The sequence below is a fragment of the Cupriavidus sp. 09_S30 genome (assembly GCF_056930435.1).
Window position 1 is genome coordinate 1906232 of record NZ_JBXOWI010000002.1, and the last position, 16381, is coordinate 1922612.

Annotated in this window: 15 protein-coding genes; 9 read left to right on the forward strand and 6 right to left on the reverse strand. The window is 69.4% G+C overall.

Annotated features, from left to right (window positions below):
- Nucleotides 1-23: 23 nt before the first annotated feature.
- Together AC1Z3O_RS28750 and AC1Z3O_RS28755 are read right to left on the reverse strand one after the other, a co-directional pair.
- Nucleotides 24-656, reverse strand: a complete 633-nt coding sequence (locus tag AC1Z3O_RS28750) for a CDP-alcohol phosphatidyltransferase family protein (protein ID WP_483519762.1) — start codon at nucleotides 654-656, stop codon at nucleotides 24-26.
- Between the two features lie 130 nt (nucleotides 657-786).
- Nucleotides 787-1608, reverse strand: a complete 822-nt coding sequence (locus AC1Z3O_RS28755; protein ID WP_483519764.1) for a LuxR C-terminal-related transcriptional regulator — start codon at nucleotides 1606-1608, stop codon at nucleotides 787-789.
- A 222-nt stretch (nucleotides 1609-1830) separates the two neighbouring features.
- On the opposite strand from AC1Z3O_RS28755, the gene AC1Z3O_RS28760 reads away from it, so the two are divergent.
- From AC1Z3O_RS28760 to AC1Z3O_RS28780, 5 genes are all read left to right on the forward strand, one after another.
- Nucleotides 1831-3612 carry an FAD-dependent monooxygenase gene (locus AC1Z3O_RS28760; RefSeq protein WP_483519766.1) on the forward strand — a complete coding sequence of 594 codons (1782 nt, stop codon included), beginning with the start codon at nucleotides 1831-1833 and terminating at the stop codon, nucleotides 3610-3612.
- On the forward strand, nucleotides 3609-3839 hold the full coding sequence (locus tag AC1Z3O_RS28765; RefSeq protein ID WP_483519768.1) for a hypothetical protein: 231 nt from the start codon (nucleotides 3609-3611) through the stop codon (nucleotides 3837-3839). The genes AC1Z3O_RS28760 and AC1Z3O_RS28765 overlap by 4 nt, the downstream gene beginning before the upstream one ends.
- A gap of 65 nt (nucleotides 3840-3904) precedes the next feature.
- Nucleotides 3905-4885: a Bug family tripartite tricarboxylate transporter substrate binding protein gene (locus AC1Z3O_RS28770; RefSeq protein ID WP_483519770.1), complete on the forward strand. Its 981-nt coding sequence runs from the start codon at nucleotides 3905-3907 to the stop codon at nucleotides 4883-4885.
- A gap of 68 nt (nucleotides 4886-4953) precedes the next feature.
- Nucleotides 4954-5496, forward strand: coding sequence for a VOC family protein (locus AC1Z3O_RS28775; protein ID WP_483519772.1), 543 nt, complete (start codon nucleotides 4954-4956; stop codon nucleotides 5494-5496).
- Nucleotides 5493-6515, forward strand: a complete 1023-nt coding sequence (locus AC1Z3O_RS28780; protein ID WP_483519774.1) for a fumarylacetoacetate hydrolase family protein — start codon at nucleotides 5493-5495, stop codon at nucleotides 6513-6515. The genes AC1Z3O_RS28775 and AC1Z3O_RS28780 overlap by 4 nt, the downstream gene beginning before the upstream one ends.
- A 101-nt stretch (nucleotides 6516-6616) precedes the next feature.
- Here AC1Z3O_RS28780 and AC1Z3O_RS28785 read toward each other — a convergent pair whose 3' ends face one another.
- Nucleotides 6617-7057: a copper resistance protein CopQ gene (locus tag AC1Z3O_RS28785; RefSeq protein WP_483519776.1), complete on the reverse strand. Its 441-nt coding sequence runs from the start codon at nucleotides 7055-7057 to the stop codon at nucleotides 6617-6619.
- A 114-nt stretch (nucleotides 7058-7171) separates the two neighbouring features.
- Complete coding sequence (locus AC1Z3O_RS28790; protein WP_483519778.1) at nucleotides 7172-10747, reverse strand: indolepyruvate ferredoxin oxidoreductase family protein; 3576 nt, start codon at nucleotides 10745-10747, stop codon at nucleotides 7172-7174.
- Between the two features lie 97 nt (nucleotides 10748-10844).
- On the opposite strand from AC1Z3O_RS28790, the gene AC1Z3O_RS28795 reads away from it, so the two are divergent.
- Complete coding sequence (locus AC1Z3O_RS28795; protein ID WP_483519780.1) at nucleotides 10845-11807, forward strand: LysR family transcriptional regulator; 963 nt, start codon at nucleotides 10845-10847, stop codon at nucleotides 11805-11807.
- Between the two features lie 32 nt (nucleotides 11808-11839).
- Here the strand turns inward: AC1Z3O_RS28795 and AC1Z3O_RS28800 are convergent, their stop codons facing one another.
- Entirely contained in the window at nucleotides 11840-12295 is a 456-nt protein-coding gene (locus AC1Z3O_RS28800) for a DUF2127 domain-containing protein (RefSeq protein WP_483519782.1), read from the reverse strand.
- A 132-nt stretch (nucleotides 12296-12427) separates the two neighbouring features.
- Nucleotides 12428-12907, reverse strand: coding sequence for a YbhB/YbcL family Raf kinase inhibitor-like protein (locus AC1Z3O_RS28805; protein WP_483519784.1), 480 nt, complete (start codon nucleotides 12905-12907; stop codon nucleotides 12428-12430).
- A 438-nt stretch (nucleotides 12908-13345) separates the two neighbouring features.
- On the opposite strand from AC1Z3O_RS28805, the gene AC1Z3O_RS28810 reads away from it, so the two are divergent.
- The 3 genes from AC1Z3O_RS28810 to AC1Z3O_RS28820 all read left to right on the forward strand — a co-directional run bounded on the left by AC1Z3O_RS28810 (nucleotide 13346) and on the right by AC1Z3O_RS28820 (nucleotide 16307).
- Nucleotides 13346-14113 (forward strand): GntR family transcriptional regulator, encoded by a 768-nt coding sequence (locus AC1Z3O_RS28810; RefSeq protein WP_483519785.1) that lies wholly within the window; start codon nucleotides 13346-13348, stop codon nucleotides 14111-14113.
- A 203-nt stretch (nucleotides 14114-14316) separates the two neighbouring features.
- Nucleotides 14317-15366, forward strand: coding sequence for an aromatic ring-hydroxylating dioxygenase subunit alpha (locus AC1Z3O_RS28815; protein ID WP_483519787.1), 1050 nt, complete (start codon nucleotides 14317-14319; stop codon nucleotides 15364-15366).
- Nucleotides 15363-16307, forward strand: a complete 945-nt coding sequence (locus AC1Z3O_RS28820; protein WP_483519789.1) for a PDR/VanB family oxidoreductase — start codon at nucleotides 15363-15365, stop codon at nucleotides 16305-16307. The genes AC1Z3O_RS28815 and AC1Z3O_RS28820 overlap by 4 nt, the downstream gene beginning before the upstream one ends.
- The last annotated feature ends 74 nt before the right edge of the window (nucleotides 16308-16381 follow it).

The window sequence follows — 16381 nt, forward strand, 5'->3', positions numbered from 1 at the left end:
GCGCCCTGGGGCAGCAGAGGACTTCAGAGCTTGGGGATCCGCAGCGTCTTGCTGACCATCAGCGTGCCGGAGAGCACGAACAGCAGCGCCAGCGGGTGCAGATCGGCCGGCCCGATCGTCCACACGCCGCCGAAGACCAGCTCGCCGATACGGCCTTGCGATGCGCACCAGGCCAGCACCCCCGTCAGCAGCACGCTCGTGGGGATCGGCGTGCCCTCGAAGTAGGCGACCTTGTCGCTGCCGGCCGAAAGCTGCTCGGCGGTGACGTTGAAGCGCGCCAGCCGGCTGACGCCGCAGCAGACGAAGTAGATCAGCACGGCCAGGTCCCAGCCCCCGCGCAGGCCGGCGGCGAAGGCGAGCGTGGCAGGCCCGACCCCGAATGAAATGATGTCCGCCAGCGAATCCAGCTCGCGCCCGAGCGCGGAATGCTGGTGCCGCCAGCGCGCGATGCGGCCGTCGAGCACGTCGAAGATGAAGGCGGCCGGCGCCAGCGCGGCGGCGATGAAGAAATCCTGCAGATTCTGCCCCGCCACGTAGAACATCGCGAAGAAGACCGAACCCATGCCGCAGGCAGCGTTGCCCAGCGTGAAGAGATCGGCCAGCTGCAGCTCACGCAGCATCGAAAAATGCTTGGAACGTTCCAACGGGGATGACATGGCACTCCTTGTTCGGGCCGGCACCTGCCGGCGGTCTTGGTTCATTGCATGGTGCGCGGCCGGCGCACCGGGCCGGCGCCTTCAACGGGCCCAGGGTCGGCGCCATGAACCGGCGCGCCGGATCCGCCCCTCAGTCAGCGACGCGCCCGGCCGGCGCCACGTTGGCCGGCAGCCGATCGAGCATGGCGAACAGCTCACGCTGCGTGCGCACGCCGAGCTTGGCAAAGGCACGGTAACGATAGGTCAGCACCGTGGTCGGCGCCAGACGCAGTATCTCCGCCGCCTCCCGCGTGGTACGCCCCGCCAGCACATGGGTGATGACCTGGCGCTCGCGGCTGGGCAGCGACGACAGGATCTTCTGCCGCAGCCCGGCTCCCGCCGAATGCTGCCCCACCTGCCGCACATGGGCGATCACCGCCTCTTGCAGCAGCGGCGCACAGGCGGCGATGGTGTCGAAGTCCTGCGGGCCGAAGGGAGCGAAGGCCAGGTTGCGGTAGAAGCTGACCGCGATGCGCCGCCCGTCATCAAGTAGCAGCAGCACGGAGGTGCGCTCGCGGATGCCGGGCTCGCCGTAGCAGACGCGGCGGTAGTCGGGGTCTGCCACCTCTCCCGCGCACTGGTGGCTCAGCCACGTCTGCGAGCGCCGCGGCGTCTGCTTGCGCGCCAGCCACACCATGTTCGAGTCGATCAGGTCGAATCCGTTGCGATAGTACTCGGTGGCCGTGATGGAGGCGACCACGCCATGCGCGCTCGCGGTCGAGACCGCCGACACGCGCCCGTCGCCTTCCAGCGCGAAGACCGTGCAGTGACTGGCCGGCATCAGGCGCTGCATCGCCTCCAGCAGTCCGCGCGCCAGCTCCGGCGTGCCGATGGCCGCCACCACGCGCACGGCAAACCCCACCGGGATCGACGCCGACGACGTTTCTGCGGTACGCACCTTCCAACGCTTCATGGCCTCGCTGCTTCCTTGCCGATCCCTGCCGCCCCTTGCCTGCCCCTTGCCTGCCCCTTGCCTGCCCCTTGCCTGCCCCTTGCCTGCTTCTCGTGCCCCGACCAAGGGAAACCCTGTAGTAAAAAATTAGGACAACGCGACGAGATGTTTGCTCAAGAATGCGGAAATTGCAACCGCTGCCCGACCCTCCCACCCTGGCAGCAGCGACAGACCCCGCAAACCATGAACCCACGCATCGACCGCATCGGCCCCTTCGCCTACCGCCGCTACTCTCCCACCCTGCCTCTGCTGGCCGACGGGCACGAACCGGGGCACCATGCCGTGCTGATCGCTGGCGGCGGCCCCGTCGGCCTGGCCGTGGCGCTCGGGCTGGCGGCGCACGGCGTGGCCTCGGTGGTGGTGGAGGCAGACGACAGCGTCTGCGAAGGCAGCCGCGCGGCGTGCATCTCGCGCCGCAGCCTGGAGATCGTCGAGCGGCTCGGCGCGGTGGATGCCTTCCTCGACAAGGGCCTCGCCTGGACCAGCGGGCGCAGCTTCTACCGGGAAAGCGAAGTGCTGCACTTCGCCATGCCGCACGACCCGGCGCAGAAGTACCCCCCGATGATCAATCTGCAGCAGTACTACATCGAGCAGTACCTGCTCGATGCCATCGCGCGCCGCAATGCCGCGTCCCCCGGCCTGATCGACGTGCGCTGGGACACGCGCCTCGTCGCCATCGACGCCGGCATGGAGGGTGTCGATGTCACGCTTGAGAACGCACTCGGCCGCTACGCGGCACGCGCCGGCTGGCTGGTGGCCTGCGATGGCGGCCAGAGCTTCGTGCGCGGCGAACTCGGCCTGAAACTGGAAGGCACCGGCTACGCAGGCCGCTACGCCATCATCGACATCGAACTGCCCAGCAGCGCGCCGACCGAGCGCCGCGCCTGGTTCGACCCGCCCTGGTGGCCTGGCTCCACCATCCTGATGCACCGCCAGCCCGACGACATCTGGCGCATCGACTACCAGCTCCGCCCGGAAGAAGACGCCGACGATGCGCTTTCGCCCGAGCACGTGCAGGCCTTCGTGCAGCGCCACCTCGATGCCATCGGCGAAGGCCACCTGCCCTGGCATCCGGTCTGGACGTCCGTCTACCGGGCCGGCGCGATGACGCTGGCCGACTACCGCCACGGCCGGGTACTGTTCGCCGGCAACGCGGCGCATGCGATGCCCATCTTCGGCGTGCGCGGCCTCAACTCCGGCTTCGACGACGCCGACAACCTGGCCTGGAAGCTAGCGGCCGTGGTGCGCGGCGCGGCGCCCGCGGCCGTGCTCGACAGCTATTCGCAAGAGCGTGTGCATGCCTTCCACGTCAATGCGGCCAGCGCCATGCGCAGTACCGAGTTCATGTCGCCCCCGTCGCGCGGCTTCGACGTGATGCGCGAGGCCTGCCTGTCGCTGGCCGGGGCGCACCCGGAGATCGCCCAGCTGATCAATCCGCGCCAGACCAGCGCCATCCACTACCCGGACTCGCCCCTGTCGAGCCCCGGCGACGCACTGGCCGGCGGCCTGCCGCCCGGCGCGCCCTTCGAAGAAATGCTGCCCGTGGCTGACGGTCCGCACCTGAGCGACCTGTTCGCCCCGGCCGGCTTCACCGTGCTGCTGTTCGGCGCGCCGCAAGCGCAGGCCGAACGGCTTGCCGCGGAGCTGAACAAAGCGCCGCTGCCGGTGCGCGTGGTCCGCATCGACCGCGACGCCGCCGCCCCGGCGGTCGGAGCAAGTGTCGCCACGCTGCCCGACCCGCAGGGAGTGGTGCATGCGCGCTACGGCATGGCAGGCGCCGCACCTTGCCCCGGCGCTCAGACCGGCAACAGCGCCGACCCGGCCGGCGCCGTCGCTGCCTACCTTCTGCGGCCCGACGGCCACGTGGCCGGCCGCTGGCAGCGCGCCGACCCCGACACCCTGCTGCGCGCCATGGCGCGCGCCTGCGGCCACGCCGCCGACCGCATCGAGGAGAACCTGGCATGACCATGGAAGCCAACGCACGCGACCGCGTTTACACCCACTGCGCCCACGCCATCACCGAGGCGGGTCCGGAGCGCGAGGCGCTCTTCCTCGCGCGCCTGGCGCTGCTGCTGTGCGAGCAGTTGGCCGACGAGGCCGGCTGCCACCGCGCCATCGATGCAGCGCTGCGCGACCTGCCCACCCCTTCGCTTTGCGCCTTGCCGCCCGACGCGCAAGGCATCCGCGCCTGAAGGCACCCGCCTTCGCCACAACACCACACAGCAGACACGCCACAACAAACACACGGGAGACACACATGCAACGCCGCCAATTCACCGCCACCGCCGCCGGCCTGCTCGCCGGCTTGCTCGTAGCACCGCTGGCACGGGCAGAGGCCCCCTACCCCAGCCAGCTGATCAAGTGGGTCGTACCGTACCCGCCCGGCGGCGGCACCGACAACCTGGCGCGCACGCTGGCGGACAGCATGCGTGCCACGCTGGGCCAGCAGTTGATCGTCGAGAACCGCCCCGGCGCCGCCACCAATGTCGGCGCGGAACTGGTCTCGCGCGCCAAGGCCGACGGCTACACCATCATGTCGGCCGACAACGCGCTGATGGCCTTCAATGAGTACCTGTTCAAGAAGCTGCCCTTCAGCCCCGAAAAGGACTTCACCTATATCGGCGCCATCGGCCGCTTTCCGCTGGCGCTGGTGGTGCACCCGGACTTCCCGGCCAAGACCTTCAAAGAGTTCATGGCCTACGTGCGCGCCAATCCGGGCAAGGTCAACTACGCCTCGGTCGGCAACGGTTCGCCGCATCACCTGGCCATGGAGATGTTCAAGAACCGCACCGGTGTCGACCTGGCCCACGTTCCCTACCGCGGCGCCGCGCCAGCGATGCAGGACGTGATGGCGGGCCAGGTCCCGGTGATGTTCCTCGACCTGGCCTCGGGGCTGTCCGTGATCCAGAGCGGCAAGGTGCGGCCGCTGGCGATCGGCTCGCGCAACCGCTCCTCGGTGCTGCCCGAGGTCCCCACGCTGGCCGAGCTCGGCGTGGCCGACGTCGAGGTCTTCGCCTTCCAGGGCGTGCTCGGCCCCGCCGGCCTGCCAGCAGCGGTCACCGGCCGCCTCAACCAGGAGCTGAACAAGGCCCTGCGCACGCCCGCCGTGATCAAGCGCTTCACCGACTACGGCCTCGAGCCCATGCCGGGCACGCCCGAGCAGTTCCGCGCTCTGGCGCGTGAGGAAGCGAAGCGCTGGGGGCCGATCATCAAGGCCAACCATATCTCGCTCGACTAGCGCCTCTTCAGGAATACCCGCCGCGCCCGGCCGCGGCATCCAAGACACACTGACACCGGAGAAACCCCATGCCCGACCAAGCCGCCCCCGCGGCGCGCCCGATCGAGCGGTTGCACCACTTCGCCTGGCGCTGTCGCGACGCCGAGCAGACGCGCCGCTTCTACGAGGACATCCTCGGCCTGCCGCTGGTGCACGTCATCAAGAAGGACACCGTGCCCAGCACGGGCGAGCCCTGCCCCTACGTGCACATCTTCTTCCGCCTGCATGACGGCTCGCATATCGCCTTCTTCGACCTCGGCGACGACGAGGCGGCCGCGCCCAGCGCCAACACGCCGGCCTGGGTCAACCACATCGCGCTGATGGTCGCCGACCGCGAGGCGCTGGCAGCGATGCAGGCGCGTCTGCGCGCCAATGGCGTCGAGGTGCTGGGCGTGGTCGACCACGACGGCTACATCGAGTCGATCTACTTCTTCGATCCCAACGGGCTGCGCCTGGAACTGACCACCGAGGTGGCGCCGCCGGCCGTGGTGCGCGCCTATGCCGAGCAAGCTCATGCCGAACTCGCGCGCTGGGACACGGTCAAGCGCCGCGCTGCGGGAGCCGAGGCATGAGCGCCCCGACCGTGAAACAGGCCGCGCTGCGGCTGGCCACCCGCGCTCGCGGCGGCCGCGATGGCCAACTCGTGCTGGTCAGCGACGATCTGCGGCGCTGCCAGCCGGTGCCCGAGGTGGCCGCCACGCTGCAGGCAGCGCTGGACGATTGGGCATCGGCCGCGCCCAGGCTGGACGCGCTGCGCCGCGCGCTGGATGCCGACGGCTGGCGCGCCGCCGAGCCATTCGACGCCCCCGCCTGCCTGGCGCCACTGCCGCGCGCCTACCAATGGGCCGACGCCTCGGTCTACCGCAACCATGCGCGGCTGATCTACCAGTGGCGCAAGGAGCCGATCCCGCCCCGCTATGAAGACGAGCCGCTGGTCTACCAAGGCGGCTCCGACGTGATGCTGGGCGGCACGCAGGACATCGTTGCCGTGGATGAGGCCCACGGCATCGACCTCGAAGCCGAAATCGCCGTCATCACCACCGACGTGCCGATGGGCGTCACCTCCGAACAGGCGCTGGACCATATCGCACTGGTGGTGCTGCTGAACGACGTCTCGCTGCGCGGGCTGATTCCCGCGGAACTGGCGCGCGGCTTCGGCTTCTACCAGAGCAAGCCGGCCACCAGCTTCGCCCCGGTGGCGGTGACACCCGCGGCGCTCGGCACAGCCTGGCGTGATGCCATGCTGCACCTGCCGGTCCGGATCCACCTGAACGGCGACTGGTTCGGCCATCCGCACGCAGGCGAGGAGACGGTCTTCCATTTCGGCCACATCCTCGCGCACCTGGCCCGCACGCGGGCGCTGTGCGCGGGCAGCATCGTGGGCGCCGGCACCATCAGCAACGCGGACCCGGCCAGCGGCAATGCCTGCATCACCGAGGCGCGCGTCAGGCAGATGCTGGCCGGCGTCCCCGACAGCGCGCTCCACCCCTACCTGCGCCACGGCGACCGCGTGCGCATGGAGGTGCTGGATGGCGAGGGAGGATCGATCTTCGGCGCCATCGACCAGCGCGTGGTGATACGCGCCGGCTAGGCAGATCGGGGCGCCGGCCGCGCGCCGGCGCTTACCGCACCGTGCGCGTGTGTCCCACCCGGGGTGCCGCCACAAAGCAGTCGCCAACGGGGCGACGCCACTCAGGCCATCGCATCCACCGCTCCCCCTTCCGCCGCACGTCCGGGCGCCGCCGACACGCCGCGCGTGTCCATGCCGGCCAGCCGGAGGGCGCCATCGGTGTCGACATCCATGCCGGCGCGGAAGCCATCCTTATCGGAATCGAAGCGATGCGCCGGATCGGACGACACGCCACTGCGGTCCATGCCCGCCAGCCGAAAGGCGCCTTCCGTGAAGACATCGGCTCTGCCTGCGTGGGCGCCATCTGTATAGGATTCGAACCGGTGTGCCGGATCGGAAGATACCCCGCTGCGATCGAACCCGGCCAGCCGCAAGGCACCGTCCGCCGCGGCGGATGTGGCGGGATCGCCGGCGGCGCGGGCATGCACTGCCATGGGAAGTGCCGTGGCGAACGCAAGCACGGCAGCGGCGGCGAACAGGGGCTTGGTGAGGACGGGGTGCATGGCAGTCTCCAGCAACGGGGAATGAGCCCATTCGTCGCGGGGACCGCCACGCCCTTACACGCTGCCGCGAAAAAATTCGCGGTGGCGCGATGATGCGGCTACGCACCCTGGCGACTAGGCGGCCACCTCGCCGGCACCTTGCGCCGTGCGGTATGCCGCCAGCAGCGCTTCGCGCCGTTGCGCCACCTGCGCCACGCTTTGCTCCTTGACGTGCCCGTAGCCGCGGATATCGTCCGGCAGGCCCGCCAGTTCCCGGGCGGTGTCCAGATTGGCCGCCGACAGTGACTTGGCGAATTCCTCTGCCATTGCCACGTAGTCGTCGATCAGGCGCCGCTCCTCGCGCCGCTCGGCGGTCTTGCCAAAGGGATCGAGGATGGTGCCGCGCAGGCCCTTCAGCCGCGCAAGCAGGCGCATGGCGGTCAAGGCGGCGGGGCCGAAGCGGCGCTTCACCAGGCGCCCCTGCGCATCCTTGCGCGCCAGCAGCGGCGGCGCGAGGTAGAAGTTCAGGCGGTAGTCCTTGCCCGGCTCGCCTTCGAACTGGGCGCGCAGCTTGTCGAGGAAGGCCGGGTCAGCATACAGGCGCGCCACTTCGTACTCGTCCTTGTAGGACATCAGCTTGGCCAGGTTGCGTGCCACCGCCCAGGTCAGCGCCAACTTCCCGCCCGGCGCCACTGCGGCCTCGGCGGCGCGTACGCGCTCGACCACGGCGCGGTAGCGGCGCGCGTAGGCAGCATCCTGATAGTCCGTCAGCAAGGCCTCGCGCCGGCGCAGCAGGCTGTCCAGCGTTTCCGGCATGGGCATGACCTGGGCCGGTGCCGCTGCGTGCAGCCGCGCGCGCACGGCATCCTCGCCCAGGTAGGCCAGGGCACGCCCCCAGTCGAAGGCGCTCAGGTTCTTCTCCACGGACACGGCGTTGAGCTCGATGGCGCGCACCAGGCTGGCCTGCGACAGCGGAATCCAGCCCTTCTGCCAGGCGAAGCCCAGCAGCAGCGGGTTGGAATAGATCGCATCGCCAAGCAGGGTCAGCGCCCAGGCATTGGCGTCGAGGAAGGCGCAGGCCTCGCCGACGGCGCCGCGCAGTTCCTGCTCGGCCGAGGCGCCGGGGAAGGTCCACTTGCGGTTGCCGATGAACTCGGCGGTCGGCGTGTTAGCGCTGTTGACGGCCGCGGCGGTCACGCCCAGCCGCATCTTGGACAGCACTTCGGGCGAGGCGGACACGATGGCGTCGCAGCCGATCAGCAGGCGCGCCTCGCCGGTGGCGATGCGGGTGGCATGCAGCCCGGACGGCGAGGGTGCGATCTGCACGTGCGACAGCACCGCGCCACCCTTCTGCGCCAGGCCGGCCATGTCGAGCACGGTCACGCCCTTGCGCTCCAGGTGGGCCGCCATGCCCAGCAGGCCGCCGATGGTGACCACGCCGGTGCCGCCCACGCCCGTCACCAGGATGCCGTAGGGGCGGTCCAGCGCGGGCAGCGCAGGCTGCGGCAGCTCGGCCGGGTTCAGCCCCGCCTTGCCGCCGGCCGCGCGCGGCTTGCGCAGCTGCGCGCCCTCGGCGGTGACGAAGCTCGGGCAGAAGCCGTTCACGCAGGAGAAGTCCTTGTTGCACGAGGACTGGTTGATCTTGCGCTTGGTGCCGAGATCGGTTTCCAGCGGCTCCACCGACAGGCAGTTCGACTTGACAGAGCAATCGCCGCAGCCTTCGCATACCGCATCGTTGATGAAGGCGCGCCGCGCCGGGTCCGCCATCGTGCCGCGCTTGCGGCGGCGACGCTTCTCGGTGGCGCAGGTCTGGTCGTAGATCAGGATGGTCACGCCCGCGGTATCGCGCAGGCGTAGCTGGATGGCGTCGAGTTCATCGCGGTGGTGCACGGTGACACCGGCCGGCAGCATCTTGCCATCGCCGTACTTCTCCGGCTCGTCGGTCACCACCACGATCTCCTGCGCGCCCTCGGCCACCACCTGATGAGCGATCTGCGGCACCGTCAGCACGCCGTCCACCGGCTGCCCGCCGGTCATCGCCACGGCGTCGTTGAACAGGATCTTGTAGGTGATGTTGGCGCGCGCGGCGATGGCAGCGCGGATGGCCAGCAGGCCCGAATGGAAATAGGTGCCGTCGCCCAGGTTGACGAAGACATGCTTCTCGCTGGTGAAGTGCATCTGGCCGGTCCACGCCACGCCTTCGCCGCCCATCTGGCTGAAGGTGTCGGTCTTGCGGTCCATCCACATCGCCATGTAGTGACAGCCGATGCCGGCCAGCGCGCGCGAGCCCTCCGGCACGCGCGTCGAGGTATTGTGCGGACAGCCCGAGCAGAACCAGGGCTTGCGCTCCACGGTCAGGCGCGGCCGTGCCGCGTCGCGCTCCTTGGCCTCGATCAGCGCCACGCGCGCGGCGATGCGCTCGCGCACATCGGACGGCAGGTCGGCCTTCTCCAGGCGCCGCGCGATCGCCTTGGCGATCAGCGCGGGCGACAGTTCGTAGTGCGCCGGCAGCAGCCAGTTGCCGCGCGGCTGCGACCACTCGCCGCCCTGGTTGCCGCGCTCGTCGAACTTGCCGTACACCTTGGGCCGCACATCCTCGCGCCAGTTGTACAGCTCTTCCTTGAGCGCGTACTCGAGGATCTGGCGCTTCTCTTCCACCACCAGGATTTCCTCCAGGCCGGTGGCGAATTCGCGGGCATCCTGTGCATCGAGCGGCCACACGCAGCCGACCTTGAACACGCGGATGCCGATGCGGCGGCAGGTGTCGTCGTCCAGGCCCAGGTCCGACAGCGCCTGGCGCACGTCCAGGTAGGCCTTGCCGGCGGTCATGATGCCGAAGCGGGCGTCGGGGGAATCGAGCACCACGCGGTTCAGCTTGTTGGCGCGGATATAGGCCAGCGCCGCATACCACTTGTGGTCGAGCAGGCGCGCTTCCTGCGCCAGCGGTGGGTCGGGCCAGCGGATATTGAGGCCGCCCTCGGGCATCGCCACGTCCTGCGGCAGCACGATCTGCACGCGCTCCGGATCGATCTCCACCGAAGCGGTGGATTCCACCACGTCGGTCACGCACTTCATTGCCACCCACAGGCCGGAGTAGCGGCTCATGGCCCAGCCATGCAGGCCGTAGTCCAGGTATTCCTGCACATTGGACGGATACAGCACCGGGATGCCCGACGCCAGCAGCACGTGCTCGGACTGGTGGGCCACCGAGGAAGACTTGGCGGCATGGTCGTCGCCCGCCAGCACCAGCACGCCGCCGTGCTTAGAGGAGCCGGCCGAGTTGGCGTGCTTGAGCACGTCGAGGGAACGGTCCACGCCCGGGCCCTTGCCGTACCACATCGCGAACACGCCGTCGCGCGTGGCGCCGGGGAAGAGGTTGACCTGCTGCGTGCCCCACACCGCGGTGGCGGCCAGGTCCTCGTTGACGCCCGGCTGGAACACCACGTCGCTGGCGGCCAGGTGGGACTTGGCCTTCCACAGCGCCTGGTCCACCCCGCCCAGGGGCGAGCCGCGGTAGCCCGAGATATAGCCCGCGGTATTGAGGCCGGCGGCCAGGTCACGCGCCTTCTGCAGCAGCGGCAGCCGCACCAGGGCCTGGGTGCCGCTCAGGTAGACGCGGCCCTTCTGCAGGGTGTACTTGTCGTCGAGGCTGGCGGATGCGAGGGTGTCAGCGAGAGCTTGCTGCTCGCTGGGCGATAGAGGACGGTTCATGTGCATTGTCTCCGGCTGCACGTTTGTCCGTCGAGTGTAGGTTTGGCCCTCGCTATCGTAAAATCAAGAAATCTCAGCCCTGATATCTGAAAAACGCATGGCAGGCCAGCAACCCCAACAGCCCTCCAGAGCCGCGAAGACGCGCGAGGCGCCCCTGTCCAAGGAGGTCACGCTGCGCCAGTTCCGCTATTTCCAGGCGGCCGCCGAGACCGGCCAGTTCTCCATGGCGGCCACGCGCGAACATGTCTCGCAATCGGCCGTCACCAATGCCGTGCTGGCGCTCGAGCAGCGCCTGGGCGTGCGGCTGTTCGACCGCCTGCCGCACGGCGTGGCGCTGACCGCCGAAGGCAACCACCTGTACCAGAGAGTCACGCGCATCCTGGATTCCGTGGAAGACGCACTGCACGAGCCGCGCTTCCAGGTGCGCGAGCTGGCGGGAACGGTGCGCTTTGCCGCCTCCTACACCGTGCTGGGCTATTTCCTGCCGAGCCTGCTGGCGCGTTTCCGCGCGCACTATCCGGACGTGGTGTTCGACCTTTGTGACATGGACCGGCCCGATATCGAGGCAGCGGTGCTGTCGGGAGACATCGAACTGGGCGTGGTGCTGCTGTCCAATGTGCGCCGCCCCGAGCGCTTCGCGCACCATACGCTGATCCGCTCGCGGCGGCAGTTGTGGGCGCCGCCGGGCCACCCGCTGCTGGCGGGCGGCGCGCCCACGCTCAAGCAGATCGCCGGCTGGCCCTATATCCTGCTGACAGTTGACGAAGGCGAGGAATCGACGCTGCGCTATTGGCGCAGCAAGCGGCAGACGCCCACGGTGGCCTTCCGCACCGCCTCGATGGAAGCGCTGCGCGGCCTGGTGGCGCACGGCTTCGGCATCACGGTGCTGTCCGACATGGTGTTCCGGCCCTGGTCGCTGGAGGGCAAGGAGATCGAGGCCCGGCCCATTGCCGACGTGATCCCCGACATGGAAGTGGGGCTGCTATGGCAGTCCGGCGCCGAACTGGCCAGGCCGGCCGAGGCCCTGCGGGACTTCCTGATCTACGCCTGCGGCCGCTGAGCCTGCGGCAGGCCGCGGCGTCCGGCACGGCATCAAGCCTGCTTGCGCAAGCCCTGCGCCAGGTACAGCACCACGCCGGTATTGGCGACCGCCAGGCCGATATGCAGCCAGGTCGGATGGGCCACGGCTTCGTACAGCTCCAGCGGGATATAGACACCGCCCGACCACACCCCCAGCCAGCTCGCCCAGGTGCGCTCGCGCCACAGGCCGTAGGCCTCGGTAAAGCGCATCGCGGCATAGACCAGGGCGGAGCCGCCGATGGCCCACAGGCGCGTGTTGCTGGGCTGGTTGAACAGTTCCAGGAAGACGCGCGGATAGTGCATGCCGGGATTCAGGTGCAGCTTGCGCACAATCTCCTCGGCGATCGCCTGCGCGTCATGGTGCAGCAGCGCCATCAGGCCCAGGCCTGCCACGATCACCAGTGCGCCCTTCGACGCCTCGAACAGCGCCACGCCTTTCAGCCCAAGATGCCGGCTCGGCTTTGCCATCGTCTGCCCTTTCCTTTGTCGGTTACCAGTTGCGATGGCGCTATTGTGCAGCATCCGGCAGACAACCGGCCCGGACGCCGTTGTCATCGCGGCCGCTGCCACAGCCGCATCGGCAAGAAAGCGCCTGCCGGGCTAGGGCTTCTGCATCTGGTAGGTTCCGACCAGTTCCGCCTGCGCGAGCACATGACCGCGCATCGCATGCTCCAGCTTGCCCTTGTCGGGCGTGCCGAGGTCCGGCAGCACCACATCCAGGGCGTACAGCTTGTGGAAGTAGCGGTGCCTGCCCACAGGCGGGCAAGCGGCGCCATAGCCCGTGCGCTGCCAGTCATTGCTGCCTTGCCGGGTACCCGCCGGCAATTGCGCCGGCGCCACGGCCTCCGGCAGCCCCGCCGCCTCGGGCGGCACGTTGTACAGCACCCAGTGCACCCACGTCATGCGGGGCGCGGCCGGATCCGGCGCATCGGGATCGTCGACGATCAGCGCCAGGCTGCGGGTGCCGGGCGGCACGCCGGACCACGCCAGCGGCGGCGAAACGCCTGCGCCCTCACAACTGAAGCGCACGGGCAAGGCGCCGCCGGCGGCGAACGCGGAGGAAGTCACGGAAAGAGGCATGGCGGGCCTCGTCTGAGAGGAAAGGGGAAACGCGAAGAGCGCCCCCAGAAGGAAAAGGACGGCGCGATTTCGGGGCGACATGGCAATCCGGTGCAGGACGAACGCCCCCAAGGAAACCGAGGCGCAATTCCACCGTAGGGCGAGACCGGCCGGCTTGCAAGTGCGGCGCAAGGTCCTGGATTCTCAGTCGCTTTTGCAGCGGATCTCGGCATGCCCGTTTATTTGTATACATCAAAAGCAAGATGGAACGCAGAAAATGGATAAACAACGTCACAGCCCGAGACATCACAGCAAAATCCTCGATGTTCCCCGGAAATTCCTATCGTTTACCCTTGACCCACTTGGAATCGCATGAAGTGCTGTATACACTGTGTATTCAATGAGCGCGGCACATAGAATGACCGCGCCAACACGCCCCCGAAGCAGGAGAGAGCCCCCATGGAAGCAGGCAACGATTTCACCCAGGACAGCAAAGGCAGCAGCGCGTCACAGACGGTCAAGGCGCTTCTGAACCTGCGGGAACTCGTGCTGAGCGGAGAGCTGCAGCCCGGCGCCCGCATTTCGGAGGTATGGGTTGCCGAGCGCCTCGGCGTCTCGCGCACACCGATCCGCGCGGCACTCATCCGCCTGCTGGATGAAGGCCTGGTCGAACCGATCCCCTCCGGCGGCTTCGCCGTGCGGTCCTTTGCCGAAAGCGAGATATGCGACGCCATCGAACTGCGCGGCACGCTGGAAGGCCTGGCGGCCAGGCTGGCCGCGGAACGCGGCGTCGCCCCCGCCCTGCTGGACGATCTGCGCGACTGCGTGGCACAGATCGACACCGCGCTGGCCGGCGAGCTGACGGCCACGCGCTTCTCTCTCTACGTCGACCTGAACCAGCGCTTCCATCAGATGCTGGCGGAGGCCGCCGGCAGCGAGGTGATCGCCCGCCAGCTCGACAAGGCCAGCCACCTGCCCTTCGCCTCCGCCAGCGCCTTCGTGATGGTGCAAGCGATCGAAGAAGGCGCGCGCGAAATGCTGCTGCTGGCGCAGGCCCAGCACCGCGCCGTGGTCGAGGCCATCGAGCACCGCGAAGGCACGCGCGCCGAAGCGCTGATGCGCGAGCACAGCCGCATCGCCCACCGCAACCTGAAGCTGGCACTGCAGAACCAGAAGGCCATGTCCCAGCTGCTGGGCGGCAACCTGATCCGCCGGCCCGGCCGCTAGCGTCCGGGCGCGCCGCCCTCCCCTGAACGCCGTCTCCGCACGCCTCGCCGGCATCGGCGCGGGCGCGACGGCGCTCATCCTGCGGCTGCCCGCCACCCCATCCTCCGATGCGCCTGTCACGGTGCCGCCCCCGCGGCCGCCGGGACCGGCGGCATCCCGCGCAATCGAAACGGGGCCGCGCGCCCCGGCAACAGGAGAAGACGATGTTCCTGAAAGACACCTGGTACGTGGCCTGCACGCCCGACGAAATCGCCGACAAGCCGCTCGGACGCCGGATCTGCGGCGAGCCCATGGTGCTGTTCCGCGGCGCCGGCGGCGAGGTCTCGGCACTGGAAGACTTCTGCCCCCACCGCGGCGCGCCGCTCTCGCTCGGCTTCGTGCGCGACGGCCAGCTCGTGTGCGGCTACCACGGCCTCACGCTGGGCGCCGACGGGCGCTGCGCCAAGATGATCGGCCAGCGCGTGGGCGGCTTCCCGCCGGCACGGCGCTATCCCGCCGTCGAGCGCCACGGCTTTATCTGGGTCTGGCCCGGCGACGCCGAGGCAGCCGACCCCGCCGCCATCCCCGCGCTGGAATGGGCCGACAACCCCGCCTGGGCATACGGCGGCGGCCTCTATCACATCCGCTGCGACTACCGGCTGATGATCGACAACCTGATGGACCTGACCCACGAGACCTACGTCCATGCCAGCAGCATCGGCCAGGCCGAGATCGAGGACGCAGCGCCCGCCACCAAGACAGAAGGCGACACCGTCGTGACCAGCCGCTTCATGGAGAACGTGATGCCGCCGCCGTTCTGGGCCGCCGCGCTGCGCGGCAACGGCCTGGCCGACGACGTGCCCTGCGATCGCTGGCAGATCTGCCGCTTCACGCCGCCCAGCCACGTGATGATCGAGGTCGGCGTGGCGCATGCCGGCAAGGGCGGCTATCACGCCGCACCGGAACACAAGGCCGGCAGCATCGTGGTGGACTTCATCACGCCGGAGACCGAGTCCTCGATCTGGTACTTCTGGGGCATGGCGCGCAACTTCCGCCCGCAGGACGACGCGCTCACCGCCACCATCCGCGAAGGCCAGGGCAAGATCTTCGGCGAGGACCTGGAGATGCTGGAGGCGCAGCAGCGCAACCTCGAACGGCTGCCCGAGCGCAAGCTGCTCAAGCTGAACATCGACGCCGGCGGCGTGCAGTCGCGCCGGGTCATCGAGCGCCTGCTGCAGCAGGAAACCGCGGCGCGCGAAGCGAGGGCGGCATGAAGCTCGCACTGATCGACAAGACCGAGGCGGCGGCGGACATCTGCCTGTTCGAGCTGGCCGCGCCCGACGGCGCGCCCCTGCCGGCCTTCAGCGCCGGCGCGCACGTGGACGTGCACCTGCCCGGCGGGCTGGTACGGCAGTATTCGCTGTGCAACCGCCCCGGCGAAACCCACCGCTACTGCCTGGGCGTGCTGCGCGAAGCGGCCTCGCGCGGCGGCTCCGCGGCCATGCATGCGCTGGAGACCGGCGCGCTGCTGGAGGTCGGTGAACCGCGCAACCTGTTTCCGCTGGAAGCCGATGCGCGGCACTCGGTGCTGCTGGCGGGCGGTATCGGCATCACGCCCATCCTGGCCATGGCGGAGCAACTCCGCACCGACGGCGCCAGCTACGAACTGCACTACTGCACGCGCTCGCCGGCGCGCACCCCCTTCCGCGAGCGGCTGGCCGAGCCCGGGCTGCGCGAGCACACCCGCGTCTACCACGACGACGCCCCCGCGGCGCAGCGCGCCGACCTCGGCGCCATCGTCGGCACGCCAGGCGACGGCAAGCATCTCTACGTCTGCGGGCCGGCCGGCTTCATCGAGGCGGTGCTCGGCCAGGCGCGTGCAGCCGGCTGGCACGAGGCCAACCTGCACCGCGAGTACTTTGCCGCGCCGCCCGCCGAGGCCGCGGGCGGCGCCTTCCAGGTGAAGCTCGCCACCAGCGGCCAGCTTGTCGAGGTCGGCGCGGAACAGACGGTGGTGCAGGCATTGGCCGCCCACGGCGTGGAGGTGCCCACCTCCTGCGAGCAGGGCATCTGCGGCACCTGCCTGACACGCGTGCTGGAAGGCGAGCCCGACCACCGCGACCAGTACCTGACCGATGAAGAGCGTGCGGCGAACGACCAGTTCCTGCCGTGCTGCTCGCGCGCGCGCACGCCGGTGCTGGTGCTGGACCTCTAGCCGGACGGGGCGCGGCAGCAAGCGCCGCCCCTATCCCCGCGCCCCTTTTCCACAAGCGGGAAAAGGGCGATGGC